Source organism: Achromobacter sp. MUI-25009338 (assembly GCF_057359325.1).
On the sequence record NZ_CM170627.1, the window covers coordinates 5,517,779 to 5,534,247 of the forward strand.

The 16,469-nt window shown below is 67.5% G+C and carries 16 protein-coding genes; 10 read left to right on the top strand and 6 right to left on the bottom strand.

Annotation, left to right across the window (positions count from 1 at the left end; all coding sequences use genetic code 11):
• Positions 1-37: 37 nt before the first annotated feature.
• From AC1IQ6_RS26095 to AC1IQ6_RS26105, 3 genes are read left to right on the top strand one after another with little or no spacing between them, the layout of a single operon-like run.
• Positions 38-910 (top strand): branched-chain amino acid ABC transporter permease, encoded by an 873-nt coding sequence (locus AC1IQ6_RS26095; RefSeq protein WP_102775191.1) that lies wholly within the window; start codon positions 38-40, stop codon positions 908-910.
• Between the two features lie 2 nt (positions 911-912).
• Positions 913-2,835 (top strand): branched-chain amino acid ABC transporter ATP-binding protein/permease, encoded by a 1,923-nt coding sequence (locus AC1IQ6_RS26100; RefSeq protein WP_102775190.1) that lies wholly within the window; start codon positions 913-915, stop codon positions 2,833-2,835.
• A gap of 18 nt (positions 2,836-2,853) precedes the next feature.
• Positions 2,854-3,576, top strand: coding sequence for an ABC transporter ATP-binding protein (locus AC1IQ6_RS26105; protein ID WP_102775189.1), 723 nt, complete (start codon positions 2,854-2,856; stop codon positions 3,574-3,576).
• Positions 3,577-3,675: 99 nt separating this feature from the next.
• On the opposite strand, the gene AC1IQ6_RS26110 is transcribed toward AC1IQ6_RS26105, so the two are convergent.
• Positions 3,676-4,383, bottom strand: a complete 708-nt coding sequence (locus AC1IQ6_RS26110) for a Crp/Fnr family transcriptional regulator (protein WP_102775188.1) — start codon at positions 4,381-4,383, stop codon at positions 3,676-3,678.
• A 167-nt stretch (positions 4,384-4,550) separates the two neighbouring features.
• Here AC1IQ6_RS26110 and AC1IQ6_RS26115 point away from each other — a divergent pair, with 167 nt between their 5' ends.
• The 7 genes from AC1IQ6_RS26115 (at position 4,551) to AC1IQ6_RS26145 (ending at position 13,165) form a co-directional block, all read left to right on the top strand.
• Complete coding sequence (locus AC1IQ6_RS26115; protein WP_485865512.1) at positions 4,551-6,527, top strand: AMP-dependent synthetase/ligase; 1,977 nt, start codon at positions 4,551-4,553, stop codon at positions 6,525-6,527.
• Between the two features lie 3 nt (positions 6,528-6,530).
• The gene (locus AC1IQ6_RS26120; protein WP_102775186.1) at positions 6,531-7,328 is read left to right on the top strand and encodes an ABC transporter ATP-binding protein; all 798 of its coding nucleotides are present in this window, start codon (positions 6,531-6,533) and stop codon (positions 7,326-7,328) included.
• A gap of 11 nt (positions 7,329-7,339) precedes the next feature.
• Positions 7,340-8,269, top strand: coding sequence for a branched-chain amino acid ABC transporter permease (locus tag AC1IQ6_RS26125; protein ID WP_485865513.1), 930 nt, complete (start codon positions 7,340-7,342; stop codon positions 8,267-8,269).
• A gap of 10 nt (positions 8,270-8,279) precedes the next feature.
• Positions 8,280-9,344, top strand: coding sequence for a branched-chain amino acid ABC transporter permease (locus AC1IQ6_RS26130; RefSeq protein ID WP_485865514.1), 1,065 nt, complete (start codon positions 8,280-8,282; stop codon positions 9,342-9,344).
• A gap of 86 nt (positions 9,345-9,430) precedes the next feature.
• Positions 9,431-10,768, top strand: coding sequence for an ABC transporter substrate-binding protein (locus AC1IQ6_RS26135; RefSeq protein WP_102775183.1), 1,338 nt, complete (start codon positions 9,431-9,433; stop codon positions 10,766-10,768).
• Positions 10,769-10,977: 209 nt separating this feature from the next.
• On the top strand, positions 10,978-11,814 hold the full coding sequence (locus AC1IQ6_RS26140) for an ABC transporter ATP-binding protein (protein ID WP_102775182.1): 837 nt from the start codon (positions 10,978-10,980) through the stop codon (positions 11,812-11,814).
• Positions 11,815-11,896: 82 nt separating this feature from the next.
• Positions 11,897-13,165, top strand: a complete 1,269-nt coding sequence (locus AC1IQ6_RS26145; RefSeq protein ID WP_111826873.1) for a phenylacetate--CoA ligase family protein — start codon at positions 11,897-11,899, stop codon at positions 13,163-13,165.
• On the opposite strand, the gene AC1IQ6_RS26150 is transcribed toward AC1IQ6_RS26145, so the two are convergent.
• The 5 genes from AC1IQ6_RS26150 to AC1IQ6_RS26170 are packed head-to-tail and all read right to left on the bottom strand — an operon-like array spanning position 13,156 to position 16,438.
• Positions 13,156-13,986 (bottom strand): sulfite exporter TauE/SafE family protein, encoded by an 831-nt coding sequence (locus tag AC1IQ6_RS26150; protein WP_102775180.1) that lies wholly within the window; start codon positions 13,984-13,986, stop codon positions 13,156-13,158. The two genes, AC1IQ6_RS26145 and AC1IQ6_RS26150, sit on opposite strands and share 10 nt — an antisense overlap.
• A gap of 10 nt (positions 13,987-13,996) precedes the next feature.
• On the bottom strand, positions 13,997-15,232 hold the full coding sequence (locus AC1IQ6_RS26155) for an NAD(P)/FAD-dependent oxidoreductase (RefSeq protein ID WP_485865515.1): 1,236 nt from the start codon (positions 15,230-15,232) through the stop codon (positions 13,997-13,999).
• 18 nt (positions 15,233-15,250) lie between these two features.
• Positions 15,251-15,670, bottom strand: coding sequence for a DUF6691 family protein (locus AC1IQ6_RS26160; RefSeq protein ID WP_485865516.1), 420 nt, complete (start codon positions 15,668-15,670; stop codon positions 15,251-15,253).
• 1 nt (position 15,671) lies between these two features.
• Entirely contained in the window at positions 15,672-16,106 is a 435-nt protein-coding gene (locus tag AC1IQ6_RS26165; protein WP_209165852.1) for a YeeE/YedE family protein, read from the bottom strand.
• Positions 16,103-16,438: an ArsR/SmtB family transcription factor gene (locus AC1IQ6_RS26170; protein WP_102775176.1), complete on the bottom strand. Its 336-nt coding sequence runs from the start codon at positions 16,436-16,438 to the stop codon at positions 16,103-16,105. Before AC1IQ6_RS26170 ends, AC1IQ6_RS26165 begins: the two co-directional genes overlap by 4 nt.
• Positions 16,439-16,469 lie beyond the last annotated feature (31 nt).

Sequence of the window (16,469 nt, forward strand, 5' to 3'; positions counted from 1 at the left end):
CAAGCCGCGTTCCGTCCCGCTACACCACACTGACACCATGATTCTTCTACAGCTTGTCTACAGCGGTATCGCGCTGGGCATGATCTATGCCGTCATCGCGTTCGGATACCAGCTCACCTTCGCCACCTCGGGCACCCTGAACTTCGGCCAGGGCGAAGCCCTCATGCTGGGCGCGCTCGTCGGCCTCACGCTGGTCGGACTGGGCGTGAACTACTGGGTGATGATTCCCATCGTCTGCATCTTCGGCTTCGCGCAGGGCGCGCTGGTCGAACGCGTGGGCGTGCGGCCCGCCATCAAGACCCGCTCCGAGTTCGGCTGGATCATGGCCACCATCGCGCTGGGCATCATCTTCAAGAACGTGGCCGAGAACATCTGGGGCCGCGACGACCTGCGTTTCCCTTCGCCCCTGCCGGAAGCGCCGATACAGGTGCTGGGCGCCAACGTCCTGCCGATGGAGCTGCTGGTGGTGTTCGGCGCGCTGGCCATGATGCTGCTGGTGGAGCTGTTCAACCGCAAGTCCATCTACGGCAAGGCCTTCGTCGCCACCTCGAACGACCGCGACGCCGCCGGCCTGATGGGCATCAACACCGGCATGGTCATCACGTTCTCGTACGCGCTGTCTTCGCTGACCGCCGCATTCGCCGGCGTGCTGGTGGCGCCGCTGACGCTGACCGGCGCCACCATGGGCGCGGTGCTGGGCCTGAAGGCCTTCGCGGTCGCCATCATCGGCGGCCTGTCCAGCGGCATGGGCGTGGTGGTGGGCGGACTCATCCTGGGCATCGCCGAGACGACCACCGGCTTCTATCTGTCGACGGGGTACAAGGACGTACCCGGACTGGTGCTGCTTCTGCTCGTGCTGACGTTCAAACCCGCCGGCCTGTTCGGCAAGACCGCGATCAAGAAGGTGTGACGATGAAACCCCTGCACCTCCTGCTTTCCATCGTGGCCGTGGCCTGCCTGGCCGCCGTGCCTCTGGGCGTCACCAACACGTACTACCTGCACCTGATCGAAACCATCATGATCTACGCGATCCTGCTGTTCGGGCTCGACATCGTGGTGGGCTATACCGGCCAGGTCTCGCTCGGCCATGCCGGCCTGTTCGGCATCGGCTCGTACGTGGCCGGCGCGCTGTTTTTCCATCTGCAGCTGCCGATCTGGGCCACGCTTCCGGCGGCCATCCTGATCGCGGCGGCCTTCGGCGCGGTGCTGGCGCTGCCCGCGCTGCGGGTCACGGGACCGTACCTGGCCATGGTCACGCTGGCGTTCGGCACCATCATCCAGATCCTGATCAACGAGATGACCTTCCTGACCGAAGGCCCGCTGGGCATCAAGATCCCGAAACCGTCGATCGCCGGGCACATCCTGACCAAGAGCGAGTACTTCTGGCTGGTGGCCGCGTTGCTGGTGCTGTCGCTGATCGTGGTGCACCGCATCCTGAAATCGCACCTGGGCCGCTCGTTCGAGGCCCTGCGCGACAGCCCGATCGCCTCGGACTGCATGGGCGTGTCGGTGTACCGGCACAAGGTGTTCGCCTTCGTCATCAGCGCCGGCTTCGCCGGGCTGGCGGGCGCGCTGTACTCGTACTCGGAACAGTACATTTCGCCCAACACCTACAACTTCGAGCTCACCATCCTGTTCCTGCTGGCCATCATCATGGGCGGGCGCAAGAGCCGCACGGGCGCGCTGCTGGGCGCCGCCATCATCGTGCTGCTGCCCAAGATGCTGGACGACATCGCCACCTTCCGCCTGATCGCGCTGGGCGTGGCGATCGTGGTCGCCATCGGCAGCGCGGTGGCCGTCTCCAAGGGCCGCGCCGAACCGCGCCGGGTGGCCGTGCCGGTGGCCGGCACCATCGTGCTGGCGATTTTTGCGTACTGGCTCGATGCCGTGACCGACTGGCGCCTGACGATCTTCGGCGCCATGATCCTGTTCGTCGTGTATTACCTGCCGGACGGCATCGTGGGTTTCGTGCGCAATCTGTTCTTCTCGGGACGCCGCAGCGCGCTGGCGGTCGAATCGGAGCTGGTCAGGACCCAGGACGCCGTGCCCGACGCCGCCCGCGGCAAGAACGAAACCCTGCTGGCGGCCAAGGGCGTGCTGATGCAGTTCGGCGGCCTGAAGGCGCTGAACCAGGTCGACCTGACCGTCAGGCGCGGCACCATCCACGGCCTGATCGGACCGAACGGCTCGGGCAAGAGCACCATGATGAACGTGCTGACGGGCATCTACGTGCCGACGGCCGGCGCGGTGGAATTCGCCGGCAAGTCGCTGGTGGGCCTGGCTCCGGCGGACATCGCCGAGGCGGGCATCGCGCGGACCTTCCAGAACGTGCAGCTGTTCGGCGAAATGACCGCGCTGGAGAACGTGCTGGTCGGCCTGCACCACACCTTTACCACCGGACTGGCCGGCATCGCGCTGCGCACGTCCCGATGGAAGGACGAGGAACGGCGCGCCCGCGCGCGCGCCATGGCGCTGCTGGAATTCGTCGGCCTGCAGTCCCTGGCCGGCGAAGAAGCCCGCAACCTGCCCTACGGCAAGCAGCGCCTGCTGGAGATCGCGCGCGCGCTGGCGCTGGACCCGCAGCTGCTGCTGCTCGACGAGCCCGCGGCCGGCCTGACCGCGCCCGACATCGTCGAACTGCTCGCCATCATCCGCAAGGTGCGCGACCACGGCCTCACGTTGATCCTCATCGAACATCACATGGACGTGGTGATGGGGGTCTGCGACACCGTGTCGGTCCTGGACTTCGGACAGAAGATCGCCGAGGGGCTGCCCAACGAAGTGCAAAGCGACGCCAAGGTCATCGAGGCGTATCTGGGCGGCGCGCCCGCCTGACGCCAGGGAGACGACAACATGCTATCGATCAAGAATCTGGAAGCGGGCTACGGCAAGGTGAAGGTGCTGCACGGCATCAGCATGGAGGTGCCCAAGGCCAAGGTGGTGACGCTGATCGGCTCGAACGGCGCCGGCAAGACGACCACCATGCGCGCGCTCTCGGGCATGATCCGCCCCGCCGCGGGCGAGGTCACGCTGGGCGGCAGGCGCATCGACGGGCTGGAGTCCCACCGCATCGCGCGGCTGGGGCTGGCGCACTCGCCCGAGGGCCGGCGCGTGTTCCCCACCCTGTCGGTGACCGACAACCTGCTGCTGGGCGCCTTTCCGCGCCTGAGCGGCAGCCGCCCCAAAGGCGACGTCCAGGCCGACCTGGGCCGCGCCATGGACCTGTTCCCGCGCCTGAAGGAACGCCGCACCCAGCTCGCCGGCACGCTGTCCGGCGGCGAGCAGCAGATGCTGGCCATGGCCCGCGCCGTGATGCTCAACCCCGAAGTGGTGCTGCTGGACGAACCGTCGATGGGGCTGGCGCCGATCCTGGTGGAAGAAGTATTCAGGATCATCGAGCGGCTCAAGAGCGAGGGCGTGACGATGCTGCTGGTGGAGCAATTCGCCGCCGCCGCGCTGAACGTCGCCGACTATGGTTACGTGCTGGAGAACGGGCGGATTTCGGTGCACGGCAGCGCCGACAAGCTCAAGCACGATCCGGCGGTGGTGGCGGCGTATCTGGGGGGATCGCATTAGGGAGGGCGGCAGATGGGTTGCGCGCGTTCGATGTCCGTAGGATGGGTGTAGCGCGAGACACTCAACATAAGAAACCCGCGGCCGAACGCGCGCAACCCATCAGGCGCCGCCCGTCCCATCCTCCGCCCCACGATCCGACCCATATCCTTTCAGCCCGTCCAGGTCCAGCACCCGCACCGCCCCGTACTCCACATTCAGCAGGCCGGCTTCTTCCAGCTTGCGCAGAGCCTGGTTGGCGCGCTGGCGCGATACCCGGGCCAGATAGCCGACCTCTTCCTGCGTAATCGTCAATCGCATCCCCATGCCGGGATACAGCAAGGGGTTGAACAGCTCGGCCAGGCAACGCGCCACGCGCGCGTCCGGGTCCAGCAGGCGGTCGTATTCGGCCTTGCCGATGAACTGCGCGACGCGCTCGTTCAACTGATGCAGCAGATAACGGTTGAAGGGAATGCTGGTGTCGAGCAGCCAGTCGAAGGTGGCCGCCGGCAGGCGCGCGACCACCGAGTCGCGCAGCGCGACGATGTCGTATTTGCGGATCTCGCGCTTGAGCAGCGAACCTTCGCCGATCCAGCCGCCGGCCGGCACGCCGGTCAGCGATGCGACCTTGCCTTCGGCATTGCCCACCGACACCTTGACCAGCCCCGCCAGCACGCCGATCCAAGCCTGTGCGAGTTCCCCTTTGCGCTCTATGATCGAGCCGGCGGCGGCCTGCTGCACGGTCAGGTCCCGCTCGACCCGCGATTGCTGGTCGCGGTCGAGCACGCGAAACCAGGCCGCGGCGAGTTGCAGGGAGTCGGCTAGCTGCATCGGGAATACCCTAAAAGGTCCTTGAATGTCGCGATGGTGACAGTTGGTAGCAACCCAACCTTATACCTTAAGTCCTGCCGTAAATCTAAAACCAACTGGTCAAGCGCCCATCGCCAGCGCCGCCCCGCGCGGCCCCGGCCCGTAGCGCCCAAACCGGAGGAGACAACGTGGCACATACACCGCCCGCATCCGCCCGGATGCCGGCGGCGTCGGATACTTTTCCGGCGCTGCTGTTCACGCATGCCAAGGTGCGCGGGTCGCGGCCCGCGATACGCGAAAAAGATCTGGGGATCTGGCAAACCGTTACGTGGTCGGAAGTGGCCGAGCACGTACGGCGCGTCGCCAATGGCCTGGCCGCCCTGGGCATCCAGCCCGGCATGCACGTGGCCGTGGTCGGCGAGAACCGGCCGCGCCTGTACATGGCCATGATGGCCACGCAGTCGCTGGGCGCGATCCCGGTGCCGCTCTACCAGGACGCCGTGGCCCAGGAAATGGTCTACGTGCTGCAGGACGCCGAGATCAGCGTCGCCGTGGTCGAGGACCAGGAACAGGTCGACAAGATGCTGGAGATCCGCGAACAGTGCCCCGCGCTCGGGCGCGTGGTGTTCGACGATCCGCGCGGCCTGCGCCACTACGCCGACGACATGCTGATGTCGTATGAAAAGCTGGAAGCGCTGGGCGACGAATACGCGGCCAGGCACCCCGGCTTTCTGGACGCCGCCATCGCCGCGGTGCAGCCGCAGGACCCCGCCGCCATGTTCTACACCTCGGGCACGACCGGCAAGCCCAAGGGCGTGGTGTTGACCCACCATGCGCTGATCGACCGTGCGCGCGCCGTCTCCGAACTGGAAAAACTGACCGACCAGGAAGACGTGCTGGCCTATCTGCCGCCGGCCTGGATCGGCCAGAACATGTTCTCGTACACGCAGCTGCTGGTCACCGGCTTCACCGTCAACCATCCCGAGTCGCCCGACACCGTGTCCATCGACATGCGCGACATCGGCCCCACCTATTACTTCGCGCCGCCGCGCGTGCTCGAAGGCCTGCTGACCCATGTGATGATCCGCATGGAAGACGCCGGCCTCATCAAGCGCAAGCTGTTCGCCAGCTGCATGAAGCTGGCGCGCCGCGTCGGCACCCGCATCCTGGACGGCGAATCCGTCGGCGCGTGGGACCGCCTGCGCTACGCGCTGGGCAATGTGCTGATCTACGGCCCGCTGCGCAACGCGCTGGGCATGAGCCGAGTGCGCGTGGCGTACACGGCGGGCGAGGCCATCGGCCCCGACCTGTTCGTGTTCTACCGCTCGATCGGCATCAACCTGAAGCAGCTGTATGGTTCCACCGAGACCTCGGTGTTCGTCTGCGTGCAGCCCGACGGCCACGTGCGCGACGACACCGTCGGCCCGCCGGTCGACGGCGTGGAGATCCGCGTGGCCGAGAACGGCGAGATCCTGGTCAAGAGCCCCGGCCTCTTCAAGGAGTACTACCGCAACCCGGAAGCGACGGCCGAGGCCCGCAGCGCCGACGGCTGGTTCCATACCGGCGACGCCGGCTATCTGGACACCGACGGCCAGCTCAAGATCATCGACCGCGCCAAGGACGTGGGCAAGCTGGCCGACGGCAGCCTGTTCGCGCCCAAGTACATCGAGAACAAGCTCAAGTTCTTCCAGCACATCAAGGAGGCCGTGGCCTTCGGCGCCAACCGCGACGACGTCTGCGCCTTCATCAACATCGACCTGGAGGCCGTGGGCAACTGGGCCGAGCGCCGCGGCATGCCCTACGCGGGCTATACCGACCTGGCCTCCAAGGACGAGGTCTACCAGCTCATCGCCGACTGCGTGGAGCAGGTCAACGCGGATCTCGCCACCGATCCCAAGCTGTCGGCCTCGCAGATCAGCCGCTTCCTGATCCTGCACAAGGAGCTCGATCCCGACGACGACGAACTGACCCGCACGCGCAAGGTGCGCCGCGCCTTCATCGCGCAGAAGTACGGCGTGCTGATCGACGCGCTGTACGGCGGCAAGCAGTCGCAGTTCATCGAGACCGAAGTGAAATTCGAAGACGGACGCACCGGCAAGATTTCGGCGGACCTGAAGATCCGCCCGGTAAAGACGTTTCCCGCCATCACCGCCCGAGCCGCGTAGACCATGAGCCACAACGACCGCGACCAGCGTATCGGCGACGTCATGCTGGACATGCAGAACATTTCCCTGTCGTTCGGCGGCGTCAAGGCGCTGACCGACATTTCCTTCAACGTGCGCGAACACGAGATCCGCGCCATCATCGGCCCCAACGGCGCCGGCAAGAGCTCGATGCTCAACGTCATCAACGGCGTCTATACGCCGCAGGAAGGCGCCATCGCCTTCCGCGGCGAGCACTTCTCGCGCATGAATCCGCGCCGCGCCGCCGAAATGGGCATCGCGCGCACCTTTCAGAACCTGGCGCTGTTCAAGGGCATGAGCGTGCTGGACAACATCATGACCGGCCGCAACCTGCGCATGAAGTGCGGGCTGCTGGCGCAGGCCTTCCGCCTGGGCCGCGCCGAGCGCGAGGAAATCCAGCACCGCGAGTTCGTCGAGAACATCATCGACTTCCTGGAGATCCAGGCTTACCGCAAGACCCCGGTGGGCCGGCTGCCCTACGGCCTGCAAAAGCGCGTGGACCTGGGCCGCGCGCTGGCGATGGAGCCGCGCCTGCTGCTGCTGGACGAGCCCATGGCCGGCATGAACATCGAAGAAAAGCAGGACATGAGCCGCTTCATCCTCGACGTGAACGACGAATTCGGCACCACCATTGTGCTGATCGAGCACGACATGGGCGTGGTCATGGACATCTCCGACCGCGTGGTGGTGCTGGACTACGGCAAGAAGATCGGCGACGGCAAGCCGGACGAGGTCCGGGCAAACGAAGAAGTGGTCAAGGCCTATCTAGGCGTGTCGCACTGAGGCGGACAGACATGGGATTTTTTCTAGAGACCTTATTCGGCGGCCTGATGAGCGGCATGCTGTACGCGCTGATCGGCCTGGGCTTCGTGCTGATCTTCAAGGCTTCCGGCGTCTTCAACTTCGCGCAGGGCGCGATGGTGCTGGTGGCCGCGCTGTCCATGGCGCGTTTCTCGGAGTGGCTGCCGCAATGGCTGGGCTTCGACAACATGATCCTGGCCAACGTGCTGGCCTTCATCGTCAGCGCCGGCGTGATGTTCCTGCTGGCCGTGGCCATCGAACGCTACGTGCTGCGCCACCTGGTCAACCAGGAGGCCACCACCCTGCTCATGGCCACGCTGGGCATCAGCTACTTCCTGGACGGCCTGGGCCAGATCACCTTCGGCAGCTCGGTGTATTCCATCAACGTCGGCATGCCCAAGGACCCGCTGCTGATCCTGGACTCCGTGTTCGAGGGCGGCCTGCTGATCAACCTGGAAGACCTGACCGCGGCCGTGATCGCCGCCCTGCTGGTGGCGACGCTGGCGCTGTTCTTCCAGTACACCTCGACCGGCCGCGCACTGCGCGCGGTGGCCGACGATCACCAGGCGGCGCAATCCATCGGCATTCCGCTGAACCGCATCTGGGTCATCGTCTGGAGCGTGGCGGGCCTGGTGGCGCTGGTGGCCGGCGTGATCTGGGGCTCGAAGTTCGGCGTGCAGTTCACCCTTTCGACCGCGGCGCTGCGCGCGCTGCCGGTGGTGATCCTGGGCGGGCTGACCTCGGTGCCGGGCGCCATCCTGGGCGGCCTGATCATCGGCGTCGGAGAAAAACTGTCGGAGGTCTACCTGGGGTCGCTCGTGGGCGGCGGTATCGAAATCTGGTTCGCCTATGTGCTTGCGCTGGTGTTCCTGCTGTTCCGTCCGCAAGGGCTGTTCGGCGAGAAGATCATCGACCGGGTCTGAGGAATAAAACATGTTCTATCGCGAAAACGGCCAATTCAAGACCAGCTATCGCAGCGACCAGCAGATCTTCCCGATCCGCCAGGACCGCATCTTCATCTGGCTGCTGCTGGCGGCGGCCTTCATCGCCGTGCCGGCGCTGGCCAGCGACTACCTGCTGCGCGCCATCCTGATCCCGTTCCTGATCCTGGCGCTGGCCGCCGTGGGCCTGAACATCCTGGTGGGCTATTGCGGCCAGATCTCGCTGGGCACCGGCGCCTTCATGGCCGTCGGCGCCTATGCGGCGTGGAACTTCGGCGTGCGCTTTCCCGAGATCCCGCTGATCGTGCAGATCCTGCTGGGGGGCTTCTTCGCCACCATCGTCGGCGTGGTCTTCGGCATACCCAGCCTGCGCATCCGCGGCCTGTACCTGGCGGTGGCGACGCTGGCGGCGCAGTTCTTCGTGGACTGGGCGTTCCTGCGCATCCCGTTCTTCACCAACTACTCCTCGTCGGGCAACGTGTCGGTGCCGCCGCTGCACTTCTTCGGCCTGCCGGTGCAGAGCGCGCTGGAGAGGTATCTCTTCGTGCTGGCGCTGGTGGTGGTGTTCAGCCTGCTGGCCAAGAACCTGGTGCGCGGCGCCATCGGCCGCCAGTGGATGGCGATCCGCGACATGGACGTGGCGGCCTCGGTCATCGGCATCCGCCCCATGTACGCCAAGCTCACGGCGTTCGCGGTCAGCTCCTTCATCGTCGGCGTGGCCGGCGCGCTGTGGGGCTACATCCATCTGGGTTCGTGGGAACCGCTGGCCTTCGACCTGGGGCGTTCGTTCCAGCTGCTGTTCATGGTCATCATCGGCGGGCTGGGCTCGATCATCGGCAGCTTCTTCGGCGCCGCGTTCATCGTGCTGGTGCCGGTGGCGCTGACCAACGTGCCGCACATGCTGGGCCTGTCGCTGTCGGTGGACACCGCGGCGCACGTCGAGCACATGGTGTTCGGCGCGCTGATCGTGTTCTTCCTGATCGCGGAACCGCATGGACTGGCCCGCCTGTGGAGCATCGGCAAGGAAAAACTCCGCATCTGGCCCTTCCCCCACTAGCACATTGCTGTACTGAATACCCGGCTCAAGACCGGGCCAACCCCGGTGTCCCAGGGTTCATGGACCCAACACCACGCAGGAGGTAAATGGAGATGAAGCGTCTTAACCTGAAGTTGGCGGCAGCCCTGGTGGCCGCAGCCGGCGCCGTTGGCGCCGTGGCCACGCCGGCGATGGCGGCAGAAGAGCAGTTCGTTCCGCTGCTGGTGTATCGCACCGGATCCTTCGCCCCGCTGGGGATTCCCTGGGCGGACGGCAAGCTGGACTACCTGAAGCTGGTCAACGAACGCGACGGCGGCGTCAACGGCGTCAAGATCACGTACGAAGAGTGCGAAACCGCCTACGCCACCGACCGCGGCGTGGAGTGCTATGAACGCCTCAAGGGCAAGGGCACCGGCGCCTCGGGCTTCGATACCCAGTCCACCGGCATCACCTTCGCCGTCAGCGACAAGGCCATGGTCGACAAGGTGCCGGTCGAGACCATGGGCTACGGCCTGTCGCAGTCGGTCGACGGCAGCGTGTTCGAATGGAACTTCCCGCTGCTGGGCACGTACTGGACCGCGGCCGACGTGATGATCCAGGACATCGCCAAGAAAGAAGGCGGCATGGCCAAGCTCAAGGGCAAGAAGATCGCCCTGGTCTATCACGATTCGCCCTACGGCAAGGAGCCGATCCCGCTGCTGCAGAAGCGCGCGGCCAAGGAAGGCTTCGAGCTGCTGCTCTATCCCGTGACCGCCCCCGGCGTGGAACAGAAGTCCACCTGGCTGCAGATCCGCCAGGCGCGTCCGGCCTACGTGCTGCTGTGGAGCGCCGGCATCATGACGCCCACCGCCATCCGCGAAGCCCAGGCCAGCGGCTATCCGCGGGACAAGATGTACGCGATCTGGTGGGCCGGCTCCGAAGGCGACGTGAAGGACCTCGGCGACGTCGCCAAGGGCTACAACGCCATCACCATCCACAACAGCGGCGCCGACCACGACAAGGTCTACGACGACCTGAAGAAGTACGTCTACGACAAGGGCCAGGGCTCGGACAAGTCGGGCAACACCACGCTGGGCACCATCGCGCACACGCGCGGCATGATGATCTCGATGCTGCAGGTCGAGGCGATCCGCGCCGCGCAGGAAAAGTACGGCAAGGGCAAGGCGCTCACGCCGGAACAGGTGCGCTGGGGCTTCGAGAACCTCGACCTGACGCAGGAGAAGCTCGACAAGCTCGGCTTCGGCAAGATCATGCGCCCGGTCAAGACCTCTTGCGGCAACCACATGGGCGACGACTGGGCCCGCATCGTGCAGTGGGACGGCGCGAAGTTCAAGGTCGTCTCCGACTGGTACCAGTCCGACAAGTCCATCCTGGACCCGATGGTGAAGGAAGGCGCCGCGAAGTACGCCAAGGAAAAGAACATCACGCCCCGCGAGTGCAAGTAGACCCCCCCCGAAGCGCCGGCGGCGCTTCCCCCCCAGGGGGGCGCCGCTGGAGACCGGCAAAGCCGGATCTGCCGCGGCCCCGCTTGGGGGCGCCGGCTACATGCGGTGTCTGGCGTGCTTCGGGGAAGTTCTTTCTCTTTCTTTCGACTTTCGTATGAATCGATGGCCGGTCCTGGCGGGCCGACTTTCACCACGCAGCAGGAACGATCATGAACGCCACCAATATCGCCGCCGCTGACGCCCCAAAGGTGCTGCTCGACGTCAACGGCATCGAGGTGATCTACAACCACGTCATCCTGGTGCTCAAGGGCGTGTCCCTGCAGGTGCCGGAAGGCCGGATCGTGGCGCTGCTGGGCGCCAACGGCGCGGGCAAGACCACCACGCTGCGGGCGATCTCGAACCTGCTCAAGGGCGAGCGCGGCGACGTGACCAAGGGCTATATCCAGTACCGCGACCAGCGCATCGAAAAGCTGTCTCCGGCCGAGCTGGTCAAGCGCGGCGTGGTCCAGGTGATGGAAGGCCGCCACTGCTTCGCGCACCTGACCATCGAAGAGAACCTGCTGACCGGCGCCTATACGCGCAACATGGGGCGCGGCGACACCGCGGCGGCGCTGGACCGGGTCTACCAGTATTTTCCGCGCCTGAAGCAGCGCCGCGCCAGCCAGGCCGGCTACACCTCGGGCGGCGAGCAGCAGATGACCGCCATCGGCCGCGCGCTGATGGCCAATCCCAACATGATCCTGCTGGACGAGCCGTCCATGGGGCTGGCGCCGCAGATCGTGGAGGAGATCTTCGAGATCGTGCGCGACCTGAACCAGCGCGAGCGCGTCAGCTTCCTGCTGGCCGAGCAGAACACCAACATCGCGCTGCGCTACGCCGACTACGGCTACATCCTCGAAAACGGCCGCGTGATGATGGACGGCGCCGCCTCCGACCTGGCCGAGAACGAGGACGTCAAAGAGTTCTACCTGGGCATCTCCAGCGGCGAGCGCAAGAGTTTCCGGGACAACAAGTTCTACCGCCGCCGCAAACGCTGGCTGGCCTGATTCCTGACGCGGCGAAGCCGGCGCGGCCCGGCCCGCCGCCGGCAACGACACCGCAGTACGGCACACGAGAGGGTGCGATCCCATGTCCGAGTTTTTCGATGTTCTGGAAACCCGCCAGCCCGAGCAGCGCGAGCGCGATCTGATGGCCGCCCTGCCCGGCGCGATCGCCCGGGCCATGGCCCGGGCGCCGGCCATCGCCGAGCAATTGCGCGGCGTCGACCCCGCCACCATCACCTCGCGCGCCGCGCTGGCGCGCCTGCCGGTGCTGCGCAAGCACGAGCTGCTGGAACGCCAGCAGCACAGCCGCGGCGACGCGGCCGCGCCCGCCGGGCCGCGCAAGGCCTTCGGCGGCTTCTCCGCGATCGGCTGGGGCGAGGCGCTGCGCGTGTTCGCTTCGCCCGGCCCCATCTACGAACCGGAAAGCGCGCGCGCCGACTACTGGCGCTTCGCGCGCGCCCTGCACGCGGCGGGATTCCGCGCCGGCGAGCTGGCCTACAACTGTTTCTCCTATCACTTCACCCCCGCCGGCTCCATGATGGAAACCGCGGCGCACGCCGTCGGCTGCAGCGTGTTTCCCGGCGGCACCGGGCAGACCGAACAGCAGGTGCGCGCGATCCAGGATCTCGCGCCCACCGGCTACACCGGCACGCCCAGCTTTCTCAAGATCATCCTGGAGAAGGCCGACGAACTCGGCGTGAAGCTGGATTCGCTGCGCCGCGCGCTGGTCTCGGGCGAGGCCTTCCCGCCGTCGCTGCGCGACTGGCTGGCGGCGCGCGGCATCGAGGGCTACCAGGCCTACGGCAGCGCCGACCTGGGCATGGTGGCCTTCGAGACGCCGGCGCGCGAAGGCCTGGTGCTGGGCGAGGACATCATCGTCGAGATCGTGCGCCCCGGCACCGGCGAGCCGGTGCCCGACGGCGAAGTCGGCGAGGTCGTGGTCACCACGCTCAATCCCGACTACCCGCTGGTGCGCTTCGGCACCGGCGACCTGTCGGCCGTCATGCCGGGCCTGTCGCCCTGCGGGCGCACCAATACCCGCATCAAGGGCTGGATGGGCCGCGCCGACCAGACCACCAAGGTGCGCGGCATGTTCGTGCATCCGTCGCAGGTGGCCGACGTGGCGCGCCGCCATCCGGAAATCCTGCGCGCGCGGCTGGTGATCAGCGGCAACACCGGGTCCGACCGCATGGTGCTCAAGGTGGAATCGCAGGACCGCAGCGAGGAACTCGGCCAGCGCATCGCGGAATCGGTGCGCGACGTCACCAAGCTGCGCAGCGACGTGCAATGGGTGGACGTCGGCAGCCTGCCGAACGACGGCAAGGTCATCGACGACGTGCGCACCTACGAATAGGCGGCCAGCGCCATCACGCCCTTGGCCAGCATCGCCGCGGCCACCACGGCGGCGAACAGCGCGAAACCCTGCTGCAGGCGGCGCGGTGCGAAGCGGTCGGCGACCGCGCGCCCGGCCAGCATGCCCAGCACCGCGGCCGCCGTGAACGGCGCCGCGATCGCCCAGTCCAGGTGACCGCCCGCCGTCGCGGCCACTACGCCGCTGGCCGACACCAGCGCGATCACGCCCAGCGAGGTGGCCACGATGGCCTGCATCGGCAGGTCGGTCGCGCGGCGCAGCGCCGGCACGATCACGAAGCCCCCGCCCACGCCCAGCAGCCCCGACAGGAAACCGGCGATCACGCCCGTGCCGGTCAAGGCGCGCGCGCAGGGCGCGGTCCAGCGCAGCCGGCCGGTGCCGGCGTTGAGCTGGCACGGCGGCACGCGCGTCGCCTGCACGGCCGCCGCCGCGGCGCCGGCGCCCTGGCGCCACATGCGCCACGCCACCAGGCCCAGCACGCCTGCGAAAACAATGGACAGCGGCGCGTTCGGCAGGCGCCTCGCGGCCCAAAGCCCCAGCGGCGACACGATGATGCCGGTCAGCGCCATGAAGCCCGCCGCCCGGTAGCGCACCTGGCCCTTGCGCAGGCCCAGCACCGCGCCGAGCGCGGCCGACAGGCCCACGGCCAGCAGGGCGATGGGCGCGGCCTGCGCCAGTTGCAGATGCAGGCCGAAGACCAGCAGGGGCACGGCCATGATGGCCCCGCCCGCGCCGGTCAGCCCGAGTATCAGGCCCACGCAGCCGCCCAGCGCCGCGCTGGCCGCCCAGACTGTCGCGATCATGGACGCGCGCTCAGTTGCCGAACGGCCGGGCGAGCCATTCACGGCCCTTCAACATGCCGTTCCAGTAGATCCACGGCAGCATCCTGGCCTTGAGGAACCAGGCGCTCTTGCGCGGCACGGTCGGGTCCAGCGGGAAGGTCGGCAGCAGCTTGCCGCCGTAGCCGAATTCCGCCAGCACGACGCGGCCGCGCTCCACCGTCAGCGGGCAGGAGCCGTAGCCGTCGTAGGCCACCGGCATGGCGTGGCCTTCGCGCAGCGCCAGCAGGTTTTCGGCGACCGTGACGATCTGCTTGCGCGCGGCCGCCGCGGTCTTGGCGTTGGTCGTGCAGATGCCGTCGCCCAGCCCGAACACGTTGGCGTGGCGGACGTGGCGCAGCGTGGCCGGGTCGACCTCGCACCAGCCGGCGGCGTCGGCCAGCGGGCTGTTCTTCATGAAGGCATGCGGCGTCTGCGGCGGCACGGCGTGCAGCATGTCGAAAGACTTCTCCACGCGCGCCACCGCGCCGTCTTCGCCCTTTACGTCGAACCAGGCCTTGCGGGCGGCGCCGTCCACGGCCACCAGCGCCGAATTGAAGGCCAGCGCGATGCCGTAGCTTTCTACGTAACGCATCAGCGGCGGCACGAAGGTCGGCACGCCGAAAAGCGCGGCGCCGGCCAGGTCGAACTCGACCTCGATGCGGTCCAGCACGCCGCTGCGCCGCCAGTGGTCGCACGCCAGGTACATCGCTTTTTGCGGCGCGCCGGCGCATTTGATGGGCATGGCCGGCTGCGTGAAAAGCGCCTGCCCGCCCTTCAGGCCGCGCACCAGTTCCCAGGTGTAGGGCGCCAGGTCGTAGCGGTAGTTGGACGTGACGCCCTGCCGCCCCAGCGTCTCGGTCAGGCCGTCCACCTGTTCCCAGGCCAGGCGCAGGCCGGGGCAGACGATGAGCTGCTGGTAGGTCACGGCGCGGCCGTCGGCCAGCAGCACGCGGTCGGCCTCGGGTTCGAAGCCGGCCGCGGCGGCCTGCAGCCAGGTGGCGCGCGCCGGCATCACGTCGCGGGTCGCGCGCACGGTCTTGGCCACGTCGAAAGCGCCGCCGCCCACCAGGGTCCAGGCGGGCTGGTAATAGTGCTTGTCGCTGGGCTCGATGACCCCGATGCGCAGGTCCGGACGCCGGCGCAGCAGGCTGGCGGTCACGCCTATGCCTGCCGCGCCCCCGCCCACCACAAGCACGTCGAAATCTCGTTGGCTTTGCGTCATGGGCATGCTTGTCTCCATGCCGGTCTACCGGCTTTTGATTCTTTCAAGGATTGCAAATACCGCCATGCCGGCAAGCATGGCGGCCACGAACACCAGCGCCTCGCGCACGCCGGCCGACGCCGCCACCAGCGCGGGGCCCGGACAGAAGCCGGCCAGGCCCCAGCCCGCGCCGAACGCCAGGCTGCCCAGCGCCAGGCGCTTGTCGATGCGAGCGGCGGTCGGCCAGTGCTGCGGTTCGCCCGAAAGGCTGGCGCGACGGCGCCGCAGCACGGCGAAGCCGGCCGCCGTCACCAGCACCGCGCCGCCCATCACGAAGGCCAGCGACGGGTCCCAGGCGCCGGCGAGGTCCAGAAAACCCAGCACCTTGGCGGGGTTGGCCATGCCCGAGACGATCAGTCCCAGGCCGAACACCAGGCCCGATGCGAATGCGAACAAGGCGGCCATGTCAGCTGCCTCCCAGGTGGCGCAGGGCGTAGACGGTGACGAAGCCCGCCGCCATGAACAGCGCGGTCGCCGCCAGCGAACGCGGCGAGCCGCGAGATATGCCGCAGACGCCGTGGCCGCTGGTGCAGCCCGACGCATAGCGCGTGCCCAGGCCCACCAGCAGGCCGGCGGCGATCAGCCTGGCCGTGCCGGCTTCGACGGCGATGGCGGGCAGCGCCGCGCCCAGCCGGTACAGCCAGGGCGCGGCGAACAGGCCCGCCAGAAAGGCCAGCCGCCAGCTCCGGCCCGCGCCCGCGGGCCCCAGCAGTCCGCCCAGGATGCCGCTGATGCCGGCGATGCGGCCCGCGCCGCCCATCATCAGCACCGCGGCCGCGCCGATCAGCAGGCCGCCCAGGGCGGAGGCAACAGGAGTGAAGGCCGGCCAGTCCAGCGTCACTTGAGCGACTCCATGGCGCGCCCGCAATACAGGCTGGACAGGGTCTTCATGACCTGGCTGACCTCGAAGCTGGCCATCTGGTAGTACACATACTTGCCGACGCGCCGCGTCGCCACCAGCCCTTCGTCGCGCAGCACGCCCAGCTGCTGCGACAGCGTGGGCTGGCGGATGCCGGTCAGCGCCTCGAGTTCGCCGACGTTGCGTTCGTTCTGCACCAGCTGGCACAGCAGCAGCAGACGGTCTTCGTTGGCCAGCGCCTTGAGCAGCGCGCAGGCCTGGGATGCGGATTCGCGCAGGACGGCGACCTCGCATTCGGTCAGCACTTCGTTCATTTGATGAGCATCAATCTGCCTGGAGGATGTT